At 37.0% G+C, this 25,388-nt stretch carries 30 protein-coding genes; 25 read left to right on the forward strand and 5 right to left on the reverse strand.

The features are described from left to right. The first annotated feature begins 47 nt into the window (after positions 1 to 47). The 4 genes from H0173_RS12345 to H0173_RS12360 all read left to right on the forward strand — a co-directional run bounded on the left by H0173_RS12345 (position 48) and on the right by H0173_RS12360 (position 3,296). Complete coding sequence (locus H0173_RS12345; protein ID WP_221846820.1) at positions 48 to 1,034, forward strand: nucleoside hydrolase; 987 nt, start codon at positions 48 to 50, stop codon at positions 1,032 to 1,034. A 102-nt stretch (positions 1,035 to 1,136) separates the two neighbouring features. Further along, complete coding sequence (locus H0173_RS12350) at positions 1,137 to 1,718, forward strand: SCO family protein (RefSeq protein WP_221846821.1); 582 nt, start codon at positions 1,137 to 1,139, stop codon at positions 1,716 to 1,718. Between the two features lie 160 nt (positions 1,719 to 1,878). Then, entirely contained in the window at positions 1,879 to 2,712 is an 834-nt protein-coding gene (locus H0173_RS12355) for an SGNH/GDSL hydrolase family protein (protein WP_221846822.1), read from the forward strand. Positions 2,713 to 2,714: 2 nt separating this feature from the next. After that, positions 2,715 to 3,296, forward strand: a complete 582-nt coding sequence (locus H0173_RS12360; protein WP_221846823.1) for a YpmS family protein — start codon at positions 2,715 to 2,717, stop codon at positions 3,294 to 3,296. A gap of 53 nt (positions 3,297 to 3,349) precedes the next feature. Here the strand turns inward: H0173_RS12360 and H0173_RS12365 are convergent, their stop codons facing one another. Then, complete coding sequence (locus H0173_RS12365; RefSeq protein WP_221846824.1) at positions 3,350 to 4,099, reverse strand: DUF4397 domain-containing protein; 750 nt, start codon at positions 4,097 to 4,099, stop codon at positions 3,350 to 3,352. 339 nt (positions 4,100 to 4,438) lie between these two features. On the opposite strand from H0173_RS12365, the gene rsgA reads away from it, so the two are divergent. The 16 genes from rsgA to H0173_RS12445 all read left to right on the forward strand — a co-directional run bounded on the left by rsgA (position 4,439) and on the right by H0173_RS12445 (position 18,253). After that, the gene (rsgA, locus tag H0173_RS12370; protein ID WP_396021226.1) at positions 4,439 to 5,506 is read left to right on the forward strand and encodes a ribosome small subunit-dependent GTPase A; all 1,068 of its coding nucleotides are present in this window, start codon (positions 4,439 to 4,441) and stop codon (positions 5,504 to 5,506) included. A 102-nt stretch (positions 5,507 to 5,608) separates the two neighbouring features. After that, positions 5,609 to 6,154 (forward strand): peptide-methionine (S)-S-oxide reductase MsrA, encoded by a 546-nt coding sequence (msrA, locus tag H0173_RS12375; protein ID WP_221846825.1) that lies wholly within the window; start codon positions 5,609 to 5,611, stop codon positions 6,152 to 6,154. Further along, a complete protein-coding gene (gene msrB / locus H0173_RS12380) occupies positions 6,144 to 6,581 on the forward strand; it encodes a peptide-methionine (R)-S-oxide reductase MsrB (RefSeq protein WP_221846826.1) in 438 nt (145 codons plus the stop codon). The genes msrA and msrB overlap by 11 nt, the downstream gene beginning before the upstream one ends. 136 nt (positions 6,582 to 6,717) lie before the next feature. Further along, the gene (locus H0173_RS12385; RefSeq protein ID WP_221846827.1) at positions 6,718 to 6,939 is read left to right on the forward strand and encodes a YjcZ family sporulation protein; all 222 of its coding nucleotides are present in this window, start codon (positions 6,718 to 6,720) and stop codon (positions 6,937 to 6,939) included. Positions 6,940 to 7,046: 107 nt separating this feature from the next. Further along, positions 7,047 to 8,024 carry a S66 family peptidase gene (locus tag H0173_RS12390; protein ID WP_221846828.1) on the forward strand — a complete coding sequence of 326 codons (978 nt, stop codon included), beginning with the start codon at positions 7,047 to 7,049 and terminating at the stop codon, positions 8,022 to 8,024. Between the two features lie 253 nt (positions 8,025 to 8,277). Then, positions 8,278 to 9,645 (forward strand): aspartate aminotransferase family protein, encoded by a 1,368-nt coding sequence (locus tag H0173_RS12395; protein WP_221846829.1) that lies wholly within the window; start codon positions 8,278 to 8,280, stop codon positions 9,643 to 9,645. Then, a complete protein-coding gene (locus H0173_RS12400) occupies positions 9,629 to 10,321 on the forward strand; it encodes a CoA transferase subunit A (RefSeq protein ID WP_221846830.1) in 693 nt (230 codons plus the stop codon). The genes H0173_RS12395 and H0173_RS12400 overlap by 17 nt, the downstream gene beginning before the upstream one ends. Beyond that, on the forward strand, positions 10,306 to 10,968 hold the full coding sequence (locus tag H0173_RS12405) for a 3-oxoacid CoA-transferase subunit B (protein ID WP_221846831.1): 663 nt from the start codon (positions 10,306 to 10,308) through the stop codon (positions 10,966 to 10,968). Before H0173_RS12400 ends, H0173_RS12405 begins: the two co-directional genes overlap by 16 nt. A gap of 35 nt (positions 10,969 to 11,003) precedes the next feature. Then, complete coding sequence (locus H0173_RS12410) at positions 11,004 to 12,263, forward strand: peptidase (protein WP_221846832.1); 1,260 nt, start codon at positions 11,004 to 11,006, stop codon at positions 12,261 to 12,263. 147 nt (positions 12,264 to 12,410) lie between these two features. Then, the gene (gene ablB / locus H0173_RS12415) at positions 12,411 to 13,265 is read left to right on the forward strand and encodes a putative beta-lysine N-acetyltransferase (RefSeq protein WP_221846833.1); all 855 of its coding nucleotides are present in this window, start codon (positions 12,411 to 12,413) and stop codon (positions 13,263 to 13,265) included. Between the two features lie 102 nt (positions 13,266 to 13,367). Then, positions 13,368 to 14,774, forward strand: coding sequence for a sigma-54 interaction domain-containing protein (locus H0173_RS12420; protein WP_221846872.1), 1,407 nt, complete (start codon positions 13,368 to 13,370; stop codon positions 14,772 to 14,774). 202 nt (positions 14,775 to 14,976) lie between these two features. Further along, positions 14,977 to 16,401, forward strand: coding sequence for a lysine 2,3-aminomutase (gene kamA / locus H0173_RS12425; RefSeq protein ID WP_221846834.1), 1,425 nt, complete (start codon positions 14,977 to 14,979; stop codon positions 16,399 to 16,401). Positions 16,402 to 16,411: 10 nt separating this feature from the next. Next, positions 16,412 to 16,696 carry a YokU family protein gene (locus tag H0173_RS12430; protein WP_221846835.1) on the forward strand — a complete coding sequence of 95 codons (285 nt, stop codon included), beginning with the start codon at positions 16,412 to 16,414 and terminating at the stop codon, positions 16,694 to 16,696. Positions 16,697 to 16,814: 118 nt separating this feature from the next. Continuing rightward, positions 16,815 to 17,006, forward strand: a complete 192-nt coding sequence (locus H0173_RS12435) for a hypothetical protein (RefSeq protein WP_221846836.1) — start codon at positions 16,815 to 16,817, stop codon at positions 17,004 to 17,006. Positions 17,007 to 17,176: 170 nt separating this feature from the next. Further along, the gene (locus H0173_RS12440) at positions 17,177 to 17,398 is read left to right on the forward strand and encodes a YozE family protein (RefSeq protein WP_221846837.1); all 222 of its coding nucleotides are present in this window, start codon (positions 17,177 to 17,179) and stop codon (positions 17,396 to 17,398) included. A 156-nt stretch (positions 17,399 to 17,554) separates the two neighbouring features. Further along, positions 17,555 to 18,253, forward strand: coding sequence for a hypothetical protein (locus H0173_RS12445; protein WP_221846838.1), 699 nt, complete (start codon positions 17,555 to 17,557; stop codon positions 18,251 to 18,253). Here H0173_RS12445 and H0173_RS12450 read toward each other — a convergent pair. Continuing rightward, positions 18,250 to 18,417, reverse strand: coding sequence for a hypothetical protein (locus tag H0173_RS12450; RefSeq protein ID WP_221846839.1), 168 nt, complete (start codon positions 18,415 to 18,417; stop codon positions 18,250 to 18,252). The genes H0173_RS12445 and H0173_RS12450 overlap by 4 nt on opposite strands. Before the next feature lie 269 nt (positions 18,418 to 18,686). On the opposite strand from H0173_RS12450, the gene H0173_RS12455 reads away from it, so the two are divergent. Next, complete coding sequence (locus tag H0173_RS12455) at positions 18,687 to 18,860, forward strand: YozD family protein (protein ID WP_221846840.1); 174 nt, start codon at positions 18,687 to 18,689, stop codon at positions 18,858 to 18,860. 35 nt (positions 18,861 to 18,895) lie between these two features. Here H0173_RS12455 and H0173_RS12460 read toward each other — a convergent pair whose 3' ends face one another. Together H0173_RS12460 and H0173_RS12465 are read right to left on the reverse strand one after the other, a co-directional pair. Next, the gene (locus tag H0173_RS12460) at positions 18,896 to 19,885 is read right to left on the reverse strand and encodes a 2-hydroxyacid dehydrogenase (RefSeq protein WP_260631153.1); all 990 of its coding nucleotides are present in this window, start codon (positions 19,883 to 19,885) and stop codon (positions 18,896 to 18,898) included. Positions 19,886 to 20,048: 163 nt separating this feature from the next. Next, positions 20,049 to 20,906, reverse strand: coding sequence for a glycerophosphodiester phosphodiesterase (locus tag H0173_RS12465; RefSeq protein ID WP_221846841.1), 858 nt, complete (start codon positions 20,904 to 20,906; stop codon positions 20,049 to 20,051). Between the two features lie 250 nt (positions 20,907 to 21,156). Here H0173_RS12465 and H0173_RS12470 point away from each other — a divergent pair, with 250 nt between their 5' ends. After that, entirely contained in the window at positions 21,157 to 21,465 is a 309-nt protein-coding gene (locus H0173_RS12470; RefSeq protein ID WP_221846842.1) for a hypothetical protein, read from the forward strand. Positions 21,466 to 21,493: 28 nt separating this feature from the next. Here H0173_RS12470 and H0173_RS22285 read toward each other — a convergent pair whose 3' ends face one another. Continuing rightward, positions 21,494 to 21,619, reverse strand: coding sequence for a hypothetical protein (locus H0173_RS22285; RefSeq protein ID WP_260631154.1), 126 nt, complete (start codon positions 21,617 to 21,619; stop codon positions 21,494 to 21,496). A 207-nt stretch (positions 21,620 to 21,826) separates the two neighbouring features. On the opposite strand from H0173_RS22285, the gene deoD reads away from it, so the two are divergent. The 3 genes from deoD to H0173_RS12485 all read left to right on the forward strand — a co-directional run bounded on the left by deoD (position 21,827) and on the right by H0173_RS12485 (position 25,144). Beyond that, positions 21,827 to 22,531, forward strand: coding sequence for a purine-nucleoside phosphorylase (deoD, locus tag H0173_RS12475; RefSeq protein WP_221846843.1), 705 nt, complete (start codon positions 21,827 to 21,829; stop codon positions 22,529 to 22,531). Positions 22,532 to 22,678: 147 nt separating this feature from the next. After that, positions 22,679 to 23,539: a M15 family metallopeptidase gene (locus tag H0173_RS12480; RefSeq protein WP_221846844.1), complete on the forward strand. Its 861-nt coding sequence runs from the start codon at positions 22,679 to 22,681 to the stop codon at positions 23,537 to 23,539. Between the two features lie 123 nt (positions 23,540 to 23,662). Continuing rightward, positions 23,663 to 25,144 carry a lmo1851 family serine protease gene (locus tag H0173_RS12485; RefSeq protein WP_221846845.1) on the forward strand — a complete coding sequence of 494 codons (1,482 nt, stop codon included), beginning with the start codon at positions 23,663 to 23,665 and terminating at the stop codon, positions 25,142 to 25,144. The last annotated feature ends 244 nt before the right edge of the window (positions 25,145 to 25,388 follow it).

Raw genomic sequence — 25,388 nt, forward strand, 5'->3', positions numbered from 1 at the left:
CTATTTATTCAGTTTGTGAATATGTTGAATAGAGGGGGTATTCAGTAATGAGGATGAAAAATATTCTTCTCTTTAGTGATTTCGGCATTGATGATATTGTAGCAACTTTGTTTGCTTACTTATGCCCGGAGATTAATATTGTTGGAATCGTTGCAGATTATGGAAATGTATCGAGAAAAAGTGCAATTAGAAACGCAGCCTATTTAGAAGAAGTGACTGGTATTAAAAATATCCCGATTTTTGGGGGTGCTGAACTCCCTTTAACAGGAGAAATGCCTAAATATGTCCCAGAGGTACATGGTATTGAAGGGCTGGGCCCGATTGTACCCAATTTACAAGTAGATGAAAACCTATTTGAAAACTTCAACGAAGTGAATTCACTAATTGAAAAGTATAAAGATAATATTACGATTGTTAGTATTGGCAGACTTTCATCCTTAGCTGCAGCCTTTATATTGTCTCCGAGATTAATGGAGAAGGTGAAGGATTATTACATAATGGGCGGAGCCTTTAATGTGCCTGGGAATGTTACACCAGCTGCAGAGGCAAACTTTTATGGTGATCCATATGCTGCAAAAATCTTAATTAATAATGCACATAAAAGAATACATCTGTTTCCGCTAGATGTCACAATGTCTGCGACTATTACACCATCAATCATTAATTCTCTTCATCAATATTATGAAGCAACTAAGAATAAAATTGGTCTTTTAGTAAAGCCGATGGTTGATTATTATTACTCATCCTATAAAAAATCTAATCCAGGGATTAGCGGAAGTCCTCTTCATGATGTATTCACGTTATGGGCTTTATTGGACAGATCTGATATTCAATACCGAGAGGTCCCTATCCAAATAGTAGTTGATAATGGGATTGCATTTGGGAAAAGTATCGGAGATTTTAGAAAAAATCCTGATTTAAGGTCGAAGGATTATAAAGTTCATAAGGTTGCAGTACAATTTAATTATAAAACATTTGTTAAAGACTTCTTTGAAATTATGAGAACACCTGAATCTAATATTCTTGAAAAATAAGCTTAATCTTAATAATGTCACAAGTTAGCCAAACATTTTTCTTTCTTCTTTCGTTTCTGTCTGCTAGAATAGTTTCGAATATGCAGAGGAGCGGATAAAGAAATGAAGTCTAGGATATACGTGATCATGGTAACGGTACTAACAGTGTTTCTAATGTCGGCTTGTGGAAAAGGTGAAATAAAGGATGCAAAAAATTGGCCAATTGCTGATTTTACATTTACTGATCAAAATAAAGAGCCACTTGGTTTAGCTGATTTAAAAGGCAAGGTTTGGGTTGCAGATTTTATCTATACAAATTGTCCAGATATTTGCCTGCCAATGACATATAATATGACTAAGTTGCAAGCTTTGGCAAAGAAAGAAAAGATTGAGAACATAGAGTTTGTTTCTTTTAGTGTTGATCCTGAATTTGATAGTCCAGAGGTTTTAACTAAGTATGCTAATAATTTTGATTTAGACTTAAGAAAGTGGCACTTTTTAACAGGTTATAAACAAGAAGAAATTGAAAAATTTGCAATGTCTAATTTTAAAACAATTGTAAAGAAGCCACAAAATGACCCGAACGTTATTCACCAGTCATTCTTTTACTTAGTGAATCAGGACGGAAAGATTATGAAGGTTTATTCTGGATTAGAAGATATCCCATTCGATGAAATTATTAGTGATATTAAGACATTACAATAGACCTTTAATAGGTCTATTTTCTTTTAAATTCTGGATTTAGTTTAACATTTTTTCCAGATTGTTATTTTGTCATGAATAAAGTTGAACGTGCTATAATAAGCTATACGGTATTTAGTCCCCCCACCTCTAAAAGGTTACGTTATCAAAGGCGGGTGATATTATGAAATTTAAACTCCTCATTTTCATTCTAAGCATTTTCATATTAGCTTCATGCAATATTCAAACCTCCTCGAATTTTGCGAAATTAAATCAAGCCAAACAAACTGCTTTAACGGCAAAAAACGAGCTGCCGGAAGATTTTGTTCCTCATGACATTACGATTGTTTCAGCAGGAGATTCACTGACAGAAGGTGTAGGGGACAGTACAAATCGTGGGGGTTATATTCCTTATTTGAAAGATAAATTGGAACATAGCAAAGGAATAAGCGAGGCTCATTTTTATAATTTTGGTGTTAAGGGAAATCGCTCTGATCAGCTTCTAACTAGACTGGATTCCAAGAAAATAGAGTCTGCAATCGGAAAAGCGAATATGGTCATTGTGACAATTGGCGGAAATGATATGATGAAGGTTGTTCGCGAAAATTTTTCTGACTTGAATTTTCACGCTTTTGAAAAGCAAAGACTCTTGTATAAAGAAAATTTAAATGAGGTCATCGTAAAAATTCGAGATGAAAACCCAAATAGTATGATCGTACTTGTTGGTCTATATAATCCATTCTTAAAATGGTTTGCGAATATAAATGAAATTAACCAGATCGTAGATGAATGGAATGAAACGAGCAAGGAAATCCTAGGGAAATATCCGAATACGTATTTTGTTGAAATTGAAGATATTTTTCAGCATAATGCGGAGAATTTACTATACACTGATTACTTTCATCCGAATGATAAAGGCTATAAATTAATTGCTGAACGCGTATACGATACTTTAGAAAAGGAAGCATTAAATAAGCTTTCGAAGGGACTTTACACAGTTGGGAATGGAGAGAATTAAAATTGAAAGAACAGAAATGGAAAAAGCTCTTTTTTCTATTGCTGGGGATTAATATAGTTGTAGTAATAATATTAACTGCAGTAATAAATTCTTCTGGGAAGGATGAGAACTATTCTCCGACTCAGATAAATACAAATGGTCACGTACCATTTAAAATTCAAACAGATAAAGAGGATTTAAATCAAGTTATTAATCATTATCTTGATAAGGAAGGATTAACGGGACCAATTGATTACAAAGTAGTTTTAGGCGATGAAGTTGAACTTTATGGGACGATGCCGGTATTTAGTCAAGAAATACAGATGAAGCTAACGTTTGATCCCGTTGCTTTAGATAATGGGGATATTCTTCTTCAACAAAAATCAATTTCAGTAGGCCAGCTTCAGTTGCCTGTATCCTATGTCTTAAAATTTATAGGGGATAAATATAAGCTGCCTGATTGGGTTACCATTCAGCCAAACAAAGAGAGAATTTATGTTTCGCTGCAAAAAATGAAGTTAAAGAGCGACATTCATGTTAAGGTAGATGAATTTAATTTAGTTAATAACGATATCCGATTCACTTTACTCGTACCTGTCAAATAAATGAAATGAAAATCATTGGCATGATGCAAAATTAGTTGCATCATGCCTTTTTATTAGTTATTAATTATTAATGCTTCTAATTCTGGTTCGCCGGAAGCGGAGCCTACAATCAAAATGGAATACACTTTATTTGGTTTAATTTGTACTTGAGGTATAGGCAGTGCAACATTAGAGGATTCTGAAATTCTTGCTTCAAAGTCAACAGTCATTGGAGAGAGTGCCAGATAGTTTGTATGCTTACGGAAGGTGATATTAGGAAAAATAACATCCCTGTCTTTAACAGCAATATCTACTGCAGGTGCATCTGGAGAAAGGTGAATAAATCTAACCTTTGCTTCACCTCTTGGCACACGGGGATCATCTTCTAAAACTAGCCATTTTAAATTTTTCACTGATCCTGCTGGAATAAGTGTATAGTGTTTACCAGATGCAATATCTATTTTTCTGCTTAGAACTGTTGATACCATATTATTAGCAGGATAAATATCTACTTGGTGTCTGCCAGCTGGCAATGAAAGGTAGTTGCTTGCTTCTTTATAGGAAAAGTCCTGTAATATTCTAACACCATCGATGTATATATCGACATTAAGTGCATCAATAGAAGCATGTACGAAACGGACTTTCCCAGCACCACTCTGACTTTGGTGATTTTGTCTTGTCTGAAGAGCCATATTCATATATTGCAAATGCTTTTGGTAATAGGCTATATGGTAGTTCGGGTTTGAATATTTATAATACTGTGCCAACAGATCGTAATAACTAGCCTTCTGAAAATAATGATGATAATCTCTATTTCGGGACATACCCCTCGCTCCTATCTAGATGGTGTATACGCCAATAACATATGCAAAAGTATATAGGTCTGTGTCATTATTCATTTCAACTTCAGAATTTTAACAAGACTAAAAAAACACTTTACATGTGGATAGATATTCCATATAATAAGAATAATTAGATGAAAGGTGGGTGAAGTGCAATGACAACATTATTAATTGTAAATACACTTATTGTCGATAATATGTGCACAGCCCAATCTCATTCTGTTTAATTTACCTTAGAAGAGTTCATTTTCTATGCTTATTAAACCATGGGCTGTGCTGCCTATGGTTTTTTTATATTTTAATAGCATGGAGGAAGAAGATTTGAATTTAACTACAATTGGTTTTAATGATTATTTTGAAAAAGCATTTGATGAATATAAGGCAGAAGGCTATACGGTTGGCCGTATTTCTTTGGAGCATAAAAGAATGTACCGCGTTTGGACAGAAGATGGAGAATTATTATGTGAAGTGGCTGGTAAGTTCTCTTATATGGCAGCTTCCAGGGAGGATTATCCGGCAGTTGGCGATTGGGTTGTGATAAAGGCTCGTCCGAGTGAAGGGCGTGGAACGATCCATACTGTTCTCCCTAGAAAAAGCAAATTTTCTAGAAAATCAGCAGGTACCAATACAGAAGAGCAAATTGTTGCCGCAAATGTGGATACTATTTTTCTCGTTAACTCCCTTAATGATGATTTAAATTTACGGCGAATCGAAAGATATTTACTGTTATCTTGGGAAAGTGGAGCAAATCCGGTAATCGTATTAACAAAAGCGGATTTAAGTGATCATTTAGAAGAGCAGCTCTCTGAAATTGAAGGCATTGCAATGGGTGTTCCAGTCATCGCTATTAGTGTTATGGAGGAAAAGGGCCTAGATTGTCTAATGCCTTACCTGCTTCCGGGAAAAACGGTGGCACTATTAGGATCATCAGGAGTTGGCAAGTCAACCTTAACGAATTATTTATTAGGGAAAGAAAAGCAAAAAATACAGGATATTCGTGAAGGCGATGATAAAGGCAGGCATACGACTACTCATCGTGAGCTAGTCCTGCTTCCAGAGGGGACCGTCTTAATTGACACACCTGGAATGAGAGAGCTTCAGCTTTGGGAAGGCGGCGATGGCCTAGCGGAAAGCTTTAATGATATTGAGGAGCTGGCTCAGCAATGTAAATATAGAAACTGCAGCCATAATGAAGAACCAGGCTGTGCCATCCAAAATGCAATAGTGATGGGAACTCTAGATAAGAGCCGTTTTATGAGCTTCAAAAAGCTGCAAAAGGAATTAGCCTTTTTAGAAAGAAAACAGGATCAGCGGGCACAAGCAGAAGAGAAAAAACGGTGGAAAAGCATTAATATAAGCATGAAAAATTCAAAAAAGAAAATGTATTAACGATTAAAGCAGGACCTCTTGGAAAAGAGGTCTCTTTTGCTTATAAACGCATTTTCTTTTATGCTAATATTAGCATTCATATCTTCGAAAGAGGTGTTAGTCATGGGTGAGAAGCAATTAGAGTTAGCAACCTTTGCTGGAGGATGTTTTTGGTGTATGGTTAAGCCCTTTGATGAGCAGCCTGGTATTGAAAAGGTTGTATCCGGCTATACAGGAGGAACGAAAGAAAATCCGACTTATCAAGAGGTATGTTCAGAAACGACAGGACATTACGAAGCTGTTCAAATAACATTTGATCCAAATATTTTTCCTTACGAAAAGCTTTTGCAAATTTATTGGCAGCAAATTGATCCAACTGATGAAGGTGGCCAATTTTACGATCGCGGGCAATCCTATCAGACAGCAATTTTTTATCATAATGAAGAACAAAGAATAATGGCTCAGCAATCAAAGATGGATCTTGAAGAAAATGGCCCATTTAAGAAGCCGATTGTTACAAAAATTTTGCCAGCATCGGAGTTTTACGCTGCAGAAGATTATCATCAGCATTATTATAAAAAAAATCCTATCCGGTACGAGGGATATCGAGTTGGATCAGGACGGGAAGCCTTTATAAAATCACATTGGAGGGATCAGGATGAATCATAATGAAGAGCTAAAAAAGAAATTAAATCAAATGCAGTATCATGTAACACAGAAAAATGGAACTGAGCCTCCATTTCAAAATGAATATTGGAATGAATTTAGTGAAGGCATATATGTGGACATCATATCTGGAAAACCTTTGTTTTCTTCCAAGGATAAATTTGATGCTGGCTGTGGCTGGCCGAGCTTTACCAAACCAATTGAACAAGAGGAAATAATGGAAAAGCTGGATACGAGCCATTTTATGGTTCGTACAGAAGTTAGAAGCAAAACAGCTGATTCTCATCTAGGTCATGTATTTCCTGATGGTCCAGGGCAAAATGGATTACGGTATTGTATTAATTCTGCATCCCTAAAATTTATACCGAAGGAAAAGCTTAAAGAAGAGGGATACGAAGAATTTTTATCTTTGTTTGAAGATCAAAAGTAAAATTTTTTATGTCATTCACTGCCTGATTCTTTTTTAGTTATCTTAAGCAATATGGGCAAATACCCGTACAGTCCAAGCTCCTATTTCATAAGGTAATATGGAAAATGCCCTAAAAAAAGATGAGGAGTGGAGAAATATGTATTATGGAAGCAGCTATGGTTGTGATCCTTGCTATCCGGGTTATGGATATGGAACCGGATATGGAACAGGATATGGAACAGGATGTGGATGTGGATATCCTGTAGCAGGAGCTTATGCGGGTCCGGTAGGCGGGTTCGGCTGTCAAGGCTTTGCATTAATTGTTGTTCTGTTTATCTTACTGGTAATTATTGGCGCAAGCTGTTACGGTAGTTGGTAATAAACCTATATTTTAGACTGCTCTTTAATAAAGCAGTCTTTTTTTCTTTATGAAAAATTGCATTATTGATAAGATATAGAAAATGTAAACGAAAGGAAGAAGTATCAATGCTTGCAGGTAGATTAAAACTCGGTGATGAAATAAGAGTAATTTCCCCATCTAGAAGCATGGTCATCATGAAAGAGGCCCAAGTTGAAATTGCTGTGAACCGGTTAATCGGACTAGGATTTAATGTCACCTTTGGAAAAAATGCTAACGCTCATGATGAATTTTTTAGTTCAACTATTGAGGAAAGAATTGAGGATTTACATGAAGCTTTTTTAGATCCCAATGTAAAAGGAATTCTTGCTGCAATGGGAGGCTACAATGCTAATCAATTATTAAAATACATAGATTATGATATTATTCGAAACAATCCTAAAGTATTTTGTGGATATAGTGATATCACTGCACTGAATGGAGCCTTTTATAAGAAGACAGGATTAATTACGTATTCAGGTCCTCTTTTTTCCAGCTTTGGTGTAAAGCATGGGTTTGAATATACATTAGACTCATTTATTCAAGCAGTTACAAATGATGCCCCTTATGAAGTTGAGCCTTCCGATCATTGGAGCGATGATGCATGGTATCTTGATCAAGAGGATAGGACCTTTGTTGAACATGAGGGGTACTTTGTACTACAGGAAGGTCAAGCGGAGGGTATCTTAATAGGCGGGAATCTCTGTACATTAAATTTACTACAAGGTACTGAATTCATGCCATCATTACAGGACGCAATCCTTTTTATTGAGGATGATGATGAGTCACATGCCCTTACATTTGAGAGAGATCTTCAATCATTACTTCACTTGCCCGATGCTCAATATATTAAGGGTGTATTGATTGGAAAGTTTCAGAAAGACTCACATATGACAGAAGATGCATTGAGAAGAATTATTGCCTCTAAGAAAGAACTTGCTGGACTTCCGATTATTGCAAATGTGAATTTTGGACACGTACAGCCAATGGCTACTATTCCATTTGGAGCTCGGGCCACTATCTCAGCTCATGGGCAAAGAGCAGAGATATTTATTGAACAAGATTAAAATTGAATATTGGAATGAAACGTTGAAAACAGTCGAATGATCGGCTGTTTTTTTATTTAGTTTGATATAGCCATTAAAGATGTTGTTGGCGGCCAAATTAGTGAACCTTCTGCAGAAATGAGCAGAACCTTTTTTATTATGCTTGTATTATTTTGCCTATTCTTCATGAAATATTCAAACCTTCGTCTCATATAATCTAGTATTGTCCTTTATGTAATGCAGTGCTTTTTCAAGGGGATGGAGGGGATGGCTTATGAATAAGACGAATCTAATTAAGCCAGTGCTGGAGGCTGAGTATCCAGTGATTGATTACGGAAAAGGCATTTACTTGTACGATCAAGACGGGAAAGAATATTTAGATGCGTCATCTGGAGCCATTACAGCCAATATTGGTCATGGGGTAAAGGAAATTATCGAAGCTATGCATGAACAGGCAAAGCGCGTTTCATTTGTTTATCGCTCTCAGTTTACAAGCGAGGCAGCAGAAAATTTAGCTAGGAAAATTGCAGAGCAGACAGTAGGCGATTTGAATTGGTGTTTCTTTGTTAATAGCGGTTCAGAAGCAACAGAAACTGCTATGAAAATAGCGATTCAATATTGGCAGGAAAAAGGGATTCACACAAAGACTAAAGTATTATCTCGTTGGATGAGCTATCATGGCATCACTCTAGGAGCATTGTCCATGTCGGGGCATACAGGAAGAAGAGCACGTTTTATTCCTCTTTTAGAGGATTTTCCAGTTATTCACCCTCCATATTGCTATCGGTGCCCATATAACCGGGAAGCTCCAGATTGCGGTTTTGTTTGTGCAAATGAGCTTGATACAGTCATAAAACGAATTGGTGCTGAAAATATCGCTGCTTTTATCGCAGAGCCAGTAATTGGCGCATCAGGAGCAGCTATTACTCCGCCTAAGGGCTATTATCAGGTCATTAAAGAGATTTGTGAAAAAAACGGCATCCTCTTTATTGCTGATGAAGTCATGACAGGCTTTGGAAGAACAGGCACGATGCTTGCCTGTGAGCATTGGGATATTGAGCCGGATATTGTTGCATTAGGAAAAGGCATGGGTGCAGGATATGCCCCTATAGCTGCTGCACTAGTAAGCGAGCGTGTCATGGAACCGATTTTAGCTGGATCGAAGATTGTCATGAGCGGACATACATTAAGTGCAAATCCCCAATCCTGTGCTGTTTCCTTAGCTGTTCTTGAATATTTAGAAAAGAATCAAATTATCCAAGATGTTGAGGAAAAGGGGAAGTATTTAGTTGAAAAACTTAAGGGGCTGCAAGAACAGTTTTCGTTTATTGGAGATATTCGCGGGAAAGGGCTCATGATTGGATTGGAATTTGTTCAAAATCGTGAGGATAAAACACCATTTCCTAGAGCCATGCTTCTTACACAAAAACTAATTGGACTCTCACAAGAATGCGGATTAATGATTTACCCCGCTGGTGCAGGGATTGATGGAATCAATGGAGATGCAGTTTTGATCGCTCCGCCGCTTACAATTATGAGGGATGAAATGGATGAATTAATACATCGTCTAAAGGTAACGTTTGAGAGGTTTACAGAAAAATATTTAATAAGCGAGGAGAATTGTAATGGAAAACTCCTTTAATAAGATTATTTCTGCAGAGACAGCTATGGAGTTTTTTACAGATGATATGTCTATTGTGTTTGGCGGTTTTGGAGGAATTGGCTCTCCCCCAACTATCATTGACGCAATCCTTGAAAAAGGGGTACAAAACCTCACCTTAATTGGGAATGATACAGGTTTCCCGCATATCGGCATTGGAAAAATTGTCAGCCAAGGAAGAGCACGTAAGGTCATCGCGTCACATATTGGCTCCAACCCCGTTGCTGGACAGTTAATGACAGAAGGAAAACTAGAGGTGGAATTTTCTCCACAAGGAATTCTAGCTGAGAGAATCCGGGCTGGCGGTGTTGGCTTGCCTGGCATTCTATCAGATATTGGTATGGATAATGAAATGGTTTTAGCCAATAAACAGAAGGTTATCTTAAATGAGAAGGAATATTTAGTAGAAACAGCGCTAACAGGTGATGTAGCCATCGTATTCGCTAAGAAAGCCGATTCTTACGGAAATCTTGTCTATGATAAAAGTGCACGTAATACGAATCCTTTAGCAGCGATGGCAGGAAATATTACGATTGCCGAGGTGGAGGAGCTTGTCCCAATTGGAACACTAGATCCCGACGAGATTGTTACACCTGGCGTATTTGTTGATTTCATAGTTCCTTCTAAAGGGGTGAATTGGAAATGGGCATGGGAATAGATATCCGTAATCGGATTGCAAAACGAGCTGCAGAGGAAATAAAAGCTGGAATGGTTGTCAATTTAGGGATCGGAATTCCTTCTCTTGTTCCCAATTATTTGCCTGACGGAATGAATGTTATTTTCCACGCGGAAAATGGAATCACTGGAATGGGGCCAAGCCCAATGGAAGGAGAGGAGGATGAAAACTTATGTAATGCAGGCGGTTTTCCAGTGACAGTTGTGGAAGGTGCGTCCTATTGTGACAGTGCTATTGCTTTTGGGATGATTCGGCGTGGAAGAGTCGATATGACAATCCTTGGATCACTTGAAGTTAGTGAACAGGGTGACTTAGCTAATTGGATCGTACCGGGCAAGAAAGTCACTGGGATGGGGGGCGCGATGGAGCTCGCACAAAAAGCGAAAAAGGTAATAGTACTTATGAGTCATACAGATAAACATGGAAATGCAAAAATTGTGAGGGAATGTTCTCTTCCGTTAACTTCTTCAAAGTGTGTGGATGTCATTATCACTGAAATGGCAGCATTCCAAGTGACAGACAAGGGATTATTATTAACTGAAATCTTTACACCTCATACTATTGGGGAGATTCGCGAATGCACTGGCTGTAATTTTCTAATAAGTGATGATTTGAGAATGATTGACTAGAATACTACCAAACTATGTGAAGGAGGATTGATGGAATGCATGAAAAAATAAAAAACTGGTTAAACAGTAATCGAAAAAAGGGTTCTTATCTTCTTCAGAGGCTAGTTCAAGAAGGCAGCACAAGAGGGAATGAAAGCAGTGCACAGGCTATAATGATTGAAAAATGTAGAGAGCTTGGTCTTATTTTAGATATTTGGGAAATTGGTGATCAAGAGTTAGTAGATCATCCAAAGTTTTGTTGTGATCGTAAGGATTTCACGGGAAATCCAAATGTAATTGGTGTTCTTAAAGGGAGCGGAGGAGGACGATCACTTATTTTAAACGGGCATATTGATGTTGTACCAGAAGGAGACCGGAACGATTGGCTACAAGATCCTTTTAGCGGACATATCCAAGATGGGAAATTATATGGTCGCGGATCTACTGATATGAAGGGTGGATCTGTAGCGCTTTTACTGGCAATGGAATCCATCATTAGCTCAGGAATTCGTTTAAAAGGTGATGTGATTTTTCAAAGTGTCATTGAGGAAGAAAGTGGCGGGGCGGGTACTTTGGCTGCTGTATTAAGAGGATATAAGGCGGATGGTGCCATCATTCCAGAACCGACAAATATGAAGCTATTTCCAAAACAGCAAGGGTCTATGTGGTTTCGAATTACGGTAAAAGGCCGCTCAGCCCATGGAGGGACTAGATATGAAGGGGTAAGTGCCATTGAAAAAATGCTTCCTATTATCACTAAATTGCAAGATTTAGAGAAAAACAGAAACGAGCGAATCACTGACCCGCTATATGAAGGTATTCCAATTCCGATCCCAATCAATATTGGCAAAATTTATAGCGGGGAATGGCCATCATCAGTTCCGGATATCGCAGTTATTGAAGGAAGAATAGGGGTTGCTCCTCACGAAAGTATGGAAGCTGTGGAAAAGGAGCTAGAGGCTGCTTTAGCTGAAGTAATAAGCAATGATCAATGGTTACTTGAAAATCCACCGAAAGTGGAATGGTTTGGCGGAAGATGGCTTCCGGGAAATATGAATGAAGATCATCCACTAATGGAAACGATCTCAAATGCATTTAAAAATGTAAAGAAGCATGAGCCGGTCATTGAAGCGTCACCGTGGGGAACGGACGGAGGAATTCTATCAGCTGTAGGAAATACGCCAGTCGTCATTTTTGGTCCGGGGATCACTGAGGCTGCTCACGACGTAAATGAGTTTATCTCCATTGATGACGTGTTCGATGCGGCAGAAATCATTGCGTTATCAATTATGAACTGGTGTGAGATTGGCGAGTAAACATTGTGATTCCAAAAGTCTAATGGCTATGACTAATAAAAATTATCATATTCCTTTACAATAGAATTGGAAAACATGTATCTATGTTCACAGCAAAAACTTTTCATAAGGGGTTTAGGCCCCTTATGAAGAAATGGAGGATGGAATATGGAATGTATGGCAGCAGTGCAATTAATAAAAAATGAGAACTTTACAATCAATGTCTATCTCGATGATTTTAACAAAAGGATTCGTGTCGATGATCTAAATGGAGATGTTTCACAAGCTATTAAGAAAGCCGAAGAGCTCGCAATCAGTAAGAAGGCAGAAAAATTGATTATAAAAGGAAGAATTGAGCAGCTTCCAATGCTTTTTAACAATGGATATACTTGTGAGGCTATAATTGACCGTTATTTTCTCGGTTCTCAAATGTACTTTTTTTGTAAGTATTACACTGATGAAAGAAGGACAAGCAGTAAATGGAAAAATGAAGATGACATTATTGAAAATGTAATCAAGCTTGAACAGCCTTTTAAAAATACAGAACCGCCTCAGGAATATACCCTAAAAAAACTCACCCCAGAAGATGCGAATAACTTGGCAAGCCTTTATAAAGAAGTATTTCAAATTTATCCAACACCTCTTAATGACCCGAACTATATTATTGACACAATGACGGACGGTACAATTTATTACGGTTTTCTGTGCGACGATAAGATCGTAAGTGCTGCCTCGGCAGAAGTAAATTCATTTTACAGTAATGCAGAGTTAACGGATTGTGCCACTTTGCCCCAGCACCGTAAGCATGGCCTTATGAAAATACTATTAGAAAAACTTGAATTAGAACTGAAAAGTAATGGAGTTTACTGTGCATATTCCATTGCGAGAGCTTTATCATTCGGGATGAATGCTGCACTTCATCAGCTGGGATATCAATATCGGGGAAGACTAGCAAATAATTGCTATATTTACGATAAGCTAGAGGATATGAATGTATGGGTGAAAGATCTTTCTGTTTCTTAATAAAACTGAAAATACAGCAATTTAGTATGTGCTAGTTTTTCGGCAGTAGAAAAGACAAAATTTGGGCAGCTGTACATATTTTAATCGGGGAGGGGATTTGCTATCACTGATATTGATGTAAAATCGAAAGAGGTTTTAACAGCCATCTTGAAAGGGATTGATGAAGGGATTCATGTAGTAGACCGAAATGGGCAGACGATTTTCTATAATGAAATTGCTGCAAAGCATGACGGAATGAGCATTAGTGAAGTTTTGGGCAAGCCGCTTCTAACTGCATTCCCATCTTTAACCGAGCAAACTAGCACACTGCTAAAAGTGATGAAAACTAAAAAACCGATTTATCATCAAACACAATCTTATGTGAATGCACACGGGCAGCAAATTGAAACAATTAATACAACCTTGCCAATTAGAGTAAATGATGAAATCGTTGGAGCTGTGGAAATAGCAAAGGATTATTCCCGTCTAAAGATTCTATCTGAGAGTTTACTTGATTTGCAGAAAAAGATGAAGCCTCCTTCAAAGAGAAATAAGAAATCTCCAAGCATATCGCAATATACGCTAGACAGTCTCCTAACGGTGAGCGATGAGTTAATCCAAATGAAAAATGAAGCGAAGAAATTGGCGAAATCACATTCTCCTATAATGGTATTCGGTGAAAGCGGCTGTGGAAAAGAAATATTTGTCCAAGGAATTCATCATGCATCTCACCGGGCAACTGAGCCATTTATTGCGCAAAATTGTGCAGCCATTCCTGAATCACTGCTTGAAAGTATTATATTTGGCACATCAAAAGGAAGTTACACTGGTGCGGTTGATCGCCCTGGCCTATTTGAGCTTGCAGATGGAGGAACACTCTTTTTAGATGAGATTCATGCGATGCCGATTGAGCTTCAAGCAAAGCTGCTTCGCGTTTTGGAGGATGGTCATGTTAGGAGAGTTGGAAGTACAGAGAGCACGATTGTTGATGTGCGTGTGATTGCCGCCATGAATATTCATCCTCAAAAGGCTTTAGAGAATAAGCAGCTAAGAGATGACCTGTTTTATAGATTAAATGTATTAACCTTTGAATTGCCCCCATTAAGGGAAAGAAAGGAAGATATTGTTCACCTTCTTAATCATTTTATATCGACCTTTAATAAAGGTTTAATGAAAAAGGTTAAAGGTGCTGATCATCAAGTTCTTGAACATTTCCTTACGTATAAGTGGCCAGGAAATGTAAGGGAATTAAAGCATGCAATTGAATATATGATGAATGTCTGTGAAGGAGAGTGGCTAACGGAAGCTGACCTCCCTGTAATGATGAAGCAAAATAACCTTAGTAACATAGATGATAAAAGCTTATCTTTAAGAAAGAATTTACAGCAGTTTGAGGAAAAGCTGATACATGATGCTCTCCTCAAAGCAGAAGGCAATGTTAAAAAGGCTGCAGATCTTCTTGAAATCCCACGGCAAACACTGCAATACAAGCTTCAAAAGCTTAAGATTAACAAAATTAATCATCATTAACCCTTTATTAAAAATGCCGGATTATCGGCATTTTTTTTTATCTTTAAGGAAATCAATGGACTTAGAAAAAATAACTTATCAAGTTAAAACGTTCGTATTACGGGTCATTTATCCCTTATTAGGCATAAATTATACTAGGGTTTTTTATTTTGGCACAGTACTTGCATGAATATCAAATAAGAAATTTTTGAGGAGGAATAATATGAAATCATTTTTATATAAACCTGATCGTCATTGGAAGGATATTGAACTTTGGAAGGACGTAACAGATGAGCAGTGGAATGATTGGCTATGGCAATTAACAAACACAGTTCGTACGGTTGATGACTTAAAAAAAGTAATTAATCTAACTCCTGAGGAAGAAGAAGGAGTACGAATTTCAACAAAGACAATTCCCTTAAACATTACTCCTTACTATGCTTCATTAATGAATCCGGATGATCCGCGCTGTCCAATTCGGATGCAATCTGTACCAATCTCACAGGAAATTTATAAAACCAAGTATGATTTGGAGGACCCTCTTTACGAGGATGAAGACTCGCCGGTACCTGGACTAACTCACCGTTATCCGGACCGTGTACTCTTTCTAGTAACCAATCAATGCTCCATGTATTGCCGCTATTGCACGCGACGCCGTTTCTCCGGACAGATCGGAATGGGTGTCCCGAAGAAACAGCTGGACGCTGCAATTGACTATATTAGAAATACACCTCAAGTAAGAGATGTCCTCATCTCTGGAGGAGATGGGCTTCTTATTAATGACAATATTTTAGAGTATATTTTAAAAAATCTCCGTGCCATTGACCATGTTGAAATTATTCGAATCGGTACAAGAGCACCTGTTGTCTTCCCGCAAAGAATCACTGAAAACCTCTGCAATATTTTGAAAAAATATCACCCAATTTGGTTAAATACACATTTCAACACTTCAATTGAAATTACGGAAGAATCGAAAAAGGCATGCGAAATGCTTGCGAATGCTGGTGTGCCCGTCGGCAATCAATCAGTTATTCTTGCGGGCATCAATGACAGTGTTCCAATTATGAAGAGGTTGATGCATGATCTGGTAAAGATTCGAGTTCGTCCTTATTATATTTATCAATGTGACTTATCAGAAGGAATCGGGCACTTCCGTGCACCAGTTTCGAAGGGTCTTGAGATTATTGAAGGATTGCGAGGCCATACTTCAGGTTATGCAGTTCCTACATTTGTCGTGGATGCTCCTGGCGGCGGTGGCAAAATCGCCCTTCAGCCAAATTATTTAATCTCTCAAAGTGCAGATAAAGTCGTTCTGCGTAATTTTGAAGGGGTGATTACGACTTATCCAGAACCTGAAAACTATATTCCTGGCCGTGCAGAAGGCTACTTCAAAGAAATTTATCCGGATATGGAATCGAAGCAGTCGAATGTAGGTATTGCTGCATTAATGAATGACCAAAAATTTAATCTTGTTCCAGAAGGTCTAGGCAGACTTAAACGCAGGGAACAATACGAGCATGATCCAGCACATGCATCCTTAAAAGATAAACGTGAGAAGCGGGACCAGCTGAAAGAGAAAAAGTTTAAAGCGGTGCAAATGAAACAAACATCAAATGAATTCGAACGAAAAGTGATAGCGAGTGAATAGGAGGATAGGAATGGAGGAGAAATGTGCTTGGTGTGAAGAGGGGGATATTGAGACTGGTTTAGGGGATGTATATTGGGAGCTTCCAGATGGAACGAGGGCTATCAAAATTAGAGAGGTTCCAACAGTTTATTGTAAAGAATGTCAGATGGAATATCAGGATGTGGAGCTAGTCAAACAGATAGATGATCAGTTGTTTTTAATAAATACGAAGGAAATCAGGGGAGAAACAACCTATGAGAAACTAATGTCGCAGCCTAAATTACTGAAAAGAAATTATTTTGATTTTACAATTTAAACAAACACGAAAAAATTTATTTTTCACAAAGAATTCACGTTTTTATCACAAACTCTCTTTTCTCTCTCCTTATAATGAATATAGGGATATATTCATTTAATTAACGGGAGGAAAAATGATGCAGCTAACATTAATGATTATGCTTGCAGCCGCTATGTTTGTTTTGTTTTTCTGCGGTTTTTATTCAGGTGTGATTAAAGAAAAATACGGTAAGAATTGGCTGCTTGCTGTTCCCATAACAGTAGCCATTCTAATGTTTAATATTATTTGGATTTTGACTGAATTAGCAAAATCAGCACGCTACCAGTAAGAAAACATTCTGCATTTAATGTTAATTACAAATCTTTTGAAAGCAACCTAATAAAATTGGGTTGCTTTTTCCATGGACGAATACCCAGTAAATCGCATATAGTATACGATATAAACATTATCTTTCCAAAAAACAGGGATTAGGATATTTTTTTGAATGAGGCGGTAATGATGGCAAAAACATTTTATCATTTTCTAATGAAATATCGGCATCCATCTCCAAAGGATTGTATTAGCCGGTTTGCGAATGAAGCATATCTTGACCACAGCTTTCCAAAAACATCATCTGATTATCATGAGATTAGTACTTATTTAGAGCTAAACGGCTCCTATATTGAGAGTATGACTGTTTTTGATGAAGCTTGGGAATTGTATTTAATTGCTGAAGGATAGGGTATAATCAATAAAAAACGGTAACTCCTTGTGAGTTGCCGTTTTTTGTGCTTTATCCATTTTTAATCAGTATAGCATCAGACGGACCGAAATTTCCTTCCTCTGCATATAATATGGTAATTAAATTTCACGACTCACACCTGGAGGATGGAGGAAATGAACGAGCGGAAAAAGTCAAAATTTAATATCGGTGATACAGTCGTGATCACTATTTATGGAACCGTTGGGAAAATCACTGACATCAAATGGCTCGATGGCATGTACGTATATGAGGTAAATAAAAGTGAAGGGCTTTTTATGGAATCCAGTCTCAAAATGCTTTCTGAGTACCAAGGGGAGATCATTGAGAAGGAACAGATTGATATTGAATACAAATATTTAATTGGTGATTTAGTTCAAGTAAAGGGCTATGGAGCAGATTTGTTTAGGGTAGTAGGTTTCCGGACAGAAATATGGCGATATAAGGAAGATGCCTGGGAAGATATTATTTATGAGCTTACGAGAATAAGTGACGGGGAATGGCTCGAAGCAGGAGAAGAAGAATTGACGCTTGTCGCTGATGCGGAAAGTGCGGATGCCTTCATCCAAAAGCTAGGCTTGCTATATTTGCTGAACAAAAAAGAAAAACTCCCAAAACTAATTGAAGAAAAAGGCCACACTTTCCGGAAAGCTGAAAAAGAAATCCTAGCAGATTTACGCGAGAAAAAACTGCTCATTGATGGGTTATTAGATATATATAATGATTATCGTATTTTATACGAGATGTTCCAGGATGAAGAATATCGGCATATTATGCGAATTGTTTTAAGGAAATTAAAACAAATTGCAAGCAATGATGGAAAAAGCACAGTTTAGCCTTGCTGATAGAATAGAAATAATAAATAAGCCATATAAGGTACACATAAGAACAGGGTAAATTTAAATAAAACGTTCAGAATTTTGCCAAATGAATTGATAATGACGCTATCATCTTGGTTCACATCTTCTTTTATTGCTGCAGCTAAGCTAGATATTTTCATATAATTTCTCCCCCGATGATTTTCTTAAGACATGTATATGCCTGTCTTCAGCAAAAATGTCAGGAGAAAAAATAATTTATAATTTTGAACTGTTCATGACGCCTTTCGAATTTAAAATTACTGAATGATGGTTTTCAATAACGGCTCTAAACGTACTTTATGAATATATTTTCTGCAATAAGAGATTCGATATAGTTCATCCGAAAAAATCTATTGTTAGCATGAATTATAGGAGAACGTCATACATTCTCTACAAAGGGGGCGGTGCTGTGAGAGAAATTGAGGTAATCATTGATACGGAGGAGATAGCGGATTTTTTCTTTCATGAGCTAACGAGAAGAGGTTATGTGCCTGCTGAAAATGAATTAGAAGAACTGGCAGATATCGTTTTTGATTATTTATTGCAGAAGTGCATAATTGATGAGGAAATTGATCCTGATTAACATAGAAAAAATGACGAGAATGCTCTCGTCATTTTTTAGTTTTGGAAGCCAATTTTGTTCACAAGATTTGGTGGCTGGTGTCCTTGAAGGGCATCTGCTAGGTTTCTTGCTGCAAGCTCCCACATTTTCGTTCTCGTTTGGACACTTGCACTGCCGATATGAGGAAGTGTGACAACATTTGGGAACTGTAGTAATGGATGGTTAACTGGCACTGGTTCATGTTCAAAAACGTCTAGTCCCGCTCCCCAGATATGCCCTTCCGATAATGCCTGCACTAAATCAGCTTCATTCACAATCCCGCCTCGGGCAGTATTGATTAATATCGCCGTCTTTTTCATTTGTTTTAATTCTTTTATTGTTATCATGTTTTGAGTTTCTTTCGTAAACGGAGTAAGAATACATACATAATCAGATGTTTGTAATAAAGTATCAAAATCTGTATATGAAATCCCGAGTTCTGCTTCTAACGCATGCTTCCTGTTTCTGCTTGTATATAATAAATTCATATTAAAACCCTTGGCTCTTCTCGCTACAGCAGCGCCAATTTCCCCTAAACCAATAATTCCTAAAGTAGCTCCATGCACATCCATCCCAGTTAAAAACATAGGTGACCATGTTTGCCATTTTCCTTCGCGCAAGTGATTAGAGGCTTCGATTAACCTTCTGGATGTCGCAAGCATTAAGGCAAAGGTAAGATCAGCAGTTGTTTCCGTTAACACTCCAGGCGTATTTGTGATCATAATGCCTCTTAAACTAGCTTCTTCAATTCCAATATTATTATAGCCCACTGCTAAATTGCTGATCACCTTAAGGTTTACTCCTTTTTCCAATACCTCTTGATCAATGCTTTCTGTCAGTAAACATAGTAATCCATCATATTGATGAATCCTTTCTAGTAACTCTTCTCGAGGTATTTGCACTTCTTCTGAGTCCCATATGTCCACTTCAAAATGTTTTTTTAGATTACTAAGAACATGCTCTGGCGGCTTACGAGTTATGAATATTTTCCGTTTAATGAGTATCATCCCCTGTCTTTTGAAATATATAAATGATTCAATCTATTGTAATATTATCCAGTAAAATATGGCAGTTAAGCAAATAATATAGTTTAAAAAACATTTATATGATGAAACTAACGCAAAAAAAATAGCCCAATTTTCAGGGCTTATTTTTTTGTGTGAAATTTTTTTATTCTTTAATAATAGGAGAAATAAAACTTGTAAATCTATATTCTGATTTTCTATATTCCTCGTCCGAAATAATGCCATGAACGCCTATACGTTGCATCATCGTGAATTGATATTGTTTTTTTATTGTCCAAGAGAAAATATCAAACCCTAATAATTGAGCTTTTTTGATAAATTCTTTTGATAATAATTGGTGATGAATAGATAGAAATGAGGCATATGGTCTATATGAGGCCAACTTCAGCATATCTAGCGGCTTATTAAGCAAAAGACCGGTTCCGATGGCCGGGACATGCTCCTTGATTTTTTTTAATTCATTAAAATTAAATGTCTGAACCTTTAAAGAATCAGGATCTAATCCTCCTTCTATATGATATGTGAGCAAGTTGGATAGAATTTCTACTAAGCCTGGCTGAGTTTCTGGTGATTTGACATCAATTAAAATTCCAATTTTCCTACCGAATTGTAAGAGGACTTCATCAAGAAGAGGAATTCTTTCATCACGGAAATCAGGGGAAAACCAAGATCCGGCATCGAGCATTTTTAATTCCTTAACTGTAAGGTCACCGATAGCTCCAATTCCATCTGTAGTTCTTCTGACATCGTCATCATGGATAACTACTAATTGCTGGTCTTTGCTAAGCCTAACATCCAGCTCAATATAGTCAAATCCAAGCTCCAATGCTTTTTGAAATGAAGCCATTGTATTTTCAGGAGCATATAAGGAGGCGCCCCGATGAGCAATAGATGTGAATGGTTGAAGTGGTTGTAAGAAATTAATAGTGTTTGTGATTACTAACCAAAGACCGAGCAGGATAAAAGATAAAAACGGTCTTTTACTTGGCAATGTTTTTAGCATGCATTAGCCCCCCTTATTTATTTTTTTATTTATAATATGAAGCTGGACGGACAAATGTAAGCGCTTTCTAATTAAAAAACAATTCATTCGACAAAACTAGTAATTTTTTGATGAAGGAAACGACAAACTGAATATTTAATAGAAAAGTAAGGTCGTTTCAGAAATATTAGAATATTTTAATTATATTTTACTTTAATAATATATTCTTTTCAATATCAGGGAAATAAATTATTTCTAAGGGGGATTGGATATGCTTAAGGAACTCACACGTATGAAAAAAAAGGAGTATGATGTCACAATTTTTCAAACACCTGAATTCCGGCAAAATAAAGGATACAGGCAGGTTTATCGATTAACCGTTCAAGCCATTGATCATGAGGACTGTCTCTATTCAGTATTTTCGACTTTTAATGTTTTTGATTTAATCCCGCCTGATTTTAATGGAAGATATATAGCGACAGGAGATATTTTATACATTGATGAAGGTATTAAGGGGCAATATTATTTTCAATTAAAACCTGGAGGATGGAAGGAAATTAGCCGTATTCATATTAGGTAAATAAGGAAAGCAAAAGCTCTCCTTATTATTATTTCTTACGTTTGTTTGCTGCAAACTCTTTACCATGAGCTTCTTGCTCGGCAATAATCGCTTCAGGTGGTGTGTGATTATTTTTCTTCGGGGAATTAATACGATTTCGATGTTTTTTACCCATTTGAAACCTCCAGAAAATTCTTACCTTAATTGTTAGGATTGTATAATGGTTTTGATTGCCATTCACATCCTTAAAGGCTATAATTAGCTTTCCCGAAGGCCATTTAAAACATGCTTTGGACAGAGGTTTTTATGCTGGGAGCAATTATGATATAGTAAATTTAGACTGACAGTTAATACTTTTAGAGAATTTAGGAGGATTATACTAATGAGTATTCATATTGGCGCTAAAGAAAATGAGATCGCAGAAACGGTCCTTTTACCAGGAGATCCTTTAAGGGCAAAATATATAGCCCAAACGTTTTTAGAAAATGCAAATTGCTATAATGAAGTACGAGGTATGCTTGGTTTTACTGGTACATATAAAGGGCATCGAATTTCTGTACAGGGAACAGGAATGGGTGTTCCATCTATTTCAATCTACATAAATGAACTAATGCAAAGCTATAATGTCCAGAATTTAATCCGTGTTGGTACTTGCGGTGCAATCCAAAAGGATGTAAAGGTTCGAGACGTTATTCTTGCTATGTCCGCTTCTACTGACTCACAAATGAATAGAATGACATTTGGCGGAGTTGATTATGCTCCAACTGCAAGTTTCGACTTACTGAAGCGTGCGTATGAGGCCGGCGTTCAAAAAGGATTGGAGCTTAAGGTTGGAAATGTTTTCACATCTGATATGTTTTATAATGATAACTCTGAATTAGAAAAGTGGGCTAAATATCAAATATTGGCTATCGAAATGGAAACATCCGCACTTTATACACTTGCAGCAAAATTTGACCGTAAAGCCCTATCAGTGTTAACAGTAAGTGATCATATTCTAACAGGCGAGGAAACAACAGCTGAAGAAAGACAAACAACGTTCAATGAAATGATTGAAGTTGCTTTGGAAGCTGCTATAACTAAATAAGAAAGCAGGAACTGGTTCAAAAGTATGAGCCAGTTCTTTTATTGTTTCAAATAATTGGAATAAAAATGATGCATAACATTCTCTGAAAAAAATACTTTTTCATGTTAAAATAATAGGCGGTAAAAGTAATAAGAGACAGGTGAAAAAATGAAAAAAGTAATTGCATTAACTGCTTTATCATCCATCATGCTTGCTGGCTGTAATGGGCTTCAGCCTTATTTAGATAAGATTCCTTTCTTGCAAAAGGAAGAAGCGCATAACAATCAAGATGATGAAAAAAGCAAAGAAGCTGCTATTGATGAAACGGAAGAAGGATCATCAAAAGAAAATAAAGATAATAACAATAAGCAGGAAAGTGGCATCCCTTCCCTTGAAGCAGATTTTTTTAATGACGTTATAACTGTAGATGGAAAAAAGGTTATTCAAAATCCAACTAACTTTATGGCTCTTGTTAATAAACAATATTCACTTCCTGATGGATATGAACCGGAAGATTTAATGAGACCTAACGTTATGTTTTCATTTGGAGATCAGGATATTGAAAAAGCTTATTTACGACAAGAAGCTGCAAAAGCGCTGGAAGCGATGTTTACTGAAGCAAAAAAATATGATTTACACTTTTTTGCTGTATCAGGATATCGTTCTTTTGATCGACAAAAAGCTGTTTTCGATGCGGAAGTAAATAAATATGGAGAAGAAAAAGCTGTTCAGGCTGTCGCTATTCCGGGTAGTAGTGAGCACCAAACTGGGTTAGCGATGGATATTTCAAGTCAAAGTAATAATTTTGAGCTTTCTGAAGAATTTGGTGATACAAAAGAAGGCAAATGGGCAGCTGAAAATGCTCACCGCTTCGGGTTCATTCTTCGTTATCCGAAAGGGAAAGAAGAGATTACAGGCTATAAATTTGAACCTTGGCATTTCCGCTATGTAGGAAAAGACGCAGCAAAAACTATCTATGAAAAACACTTAACATTAGAAGAATACTTTGAAATCGTTAAGAAAATCTAAAGTAGCCGGACTTTGTCTGGCTTTTTTTGTTTGAAATTTTGTCGGGCTTGTGTATTTTCTTTGTTCTTTTTCTCGTAAAAATGGTATTCTATTCATTAAGGAAAGACTGAGGAATTTTTTGATATGAAAGTGGTGAGGATTTTGCAAGAAAATGAAGTCAATCAAGAACCACCAGTTAAACATGCCGGCTTTATCCGCATGAAGAAGTTTCACTTCGTCATGCTTATGTTTTTGATCGTCTTTTTATCTGTTGGGATCACTGCCTTCGCACTGGCATTCGGTGATGAGAAGGCTGTTGATATGGGTACTGATCGAAGAGAATTTGAAAAGCTGTATACAGCTTTTGATACTTTGAATAATTCCTATTTTCAAGAGGTAGATAAAGAAAAACTAATTAATGGTGCTATTAATGGCATGGTTGATGCACTTGATGATCCATATTCTGATTATATGTCTGTAGATGAAGCCAAAAGCTTTCATCAGAGCATCTCATCCTCATTTGAAGGAATTGGAGCAGAAATTCAGGAGCAAGGCGGATTTATTTTTGTTGTTACGCCAATTAAAGGCTCTCCTGCTGAAAAAGCTGGGTTAAAACCTAATGATAAAATTTTATCTGTTGATGGAAAAAGTATTCAAGGAATGAGTGCGACTGAAGCAGTCACCTTAATTAGAGGTAAAAAAGGAACGAAAGTAGAGCTTTCTATTCAAAGAGCAGGTATGGATGAAGCATTATCTGTTCCAATTGTTCGTGATACGATTCCGATTGAGACGGTATATGGTGAAATGATGGAAGATGGAATTGCCAAAGTTCAAATAACATCTTTTTCTGAAAATACTTCAAAGGAATTAATCCAGAAGTTAAATGAATTGCAAGGAAAAGGAATGAAGGGATTAGTACTTGATTTAAGACAAAATCCCGGTGGATTACTTAACCAAGCAATTGAAATTTCAAGTTTATTCGTGCCTGAAGGAAAAACGATTTTCCAAGTAGAAGAACGTAACGGAAAAAGAGAGGAATATAAATCAAAAGGCTCTAATAGTCCAAAGATTCCTCTTGTTGTTGTTATTGATAAAGGAAGCGCGAGCGCATCTGAAATTCTTGCTGGAGCGGTTAAAGAATCGGCAAACGTTCCTTTAGTAGGTGAAAAGTCGTTTGGTAAAGGGACTGTCCAGCGTGCAGAGGATTTTGCTGATGGTTCTAATTTGAAATATACAACTGAAAAATGGCTTACGCCGAAAGGAAATTGGATTCATAAAAAAGGAATAAATCCTGATTATGATGTAGCATTGCCTGAATATGCTTCTTTGCCAATTATTAATCCAGACGTCGAACTTAAGCTATCCTTTTCTTCTGCACAAGTAAAAGTAGCGCAACAAATGTTAAAAGCAATTGGCTACGATCCTGGCAGAGAAGATGGGTTCTTTGATGAAAACACAAAAAGTGCTGTTGAGAAATTCCAAGCTTCACAAAAGCTTGAAGTTAATGGGGTTTTAAAAGGCGAAACAACATTAAAACTAATGGATCAGCTAAGAGAAAAACTTAACAAAAATGATACACAAATTCAAAAAGCTGTTGAAGTATTGAAACAGCAGCTCGGTAAATAATAAGAAGAAGCACTTTCATTTGAAAGTGCTTCTTTTTTCTATTGGCTGTTTTATATAAGATTATTGCTTCTAGCAACATTGGAGACGCAGAGTGGATTGGAGCGAAAGGCACTTGACTCCTGTGGGAGATAAAGGAAAAGTCGAGACCCCGCAGACGGAACGTCGAGTTATCATGAACGAAACTAGCTCCTTACTCGTAACATCGTAGGTTAATTTGGTTAGAATGTTTACTGAAAAAGACAAA

Origin of the sequence: Bacillus sp. S/N-304-OC-R1 (assembly GCF_019749375.1) — a bacterium.
GTDB lineage: Bacteria > Bacillota > Bacilli > Bacillales > Cytobacillaceae > Cytobacillus.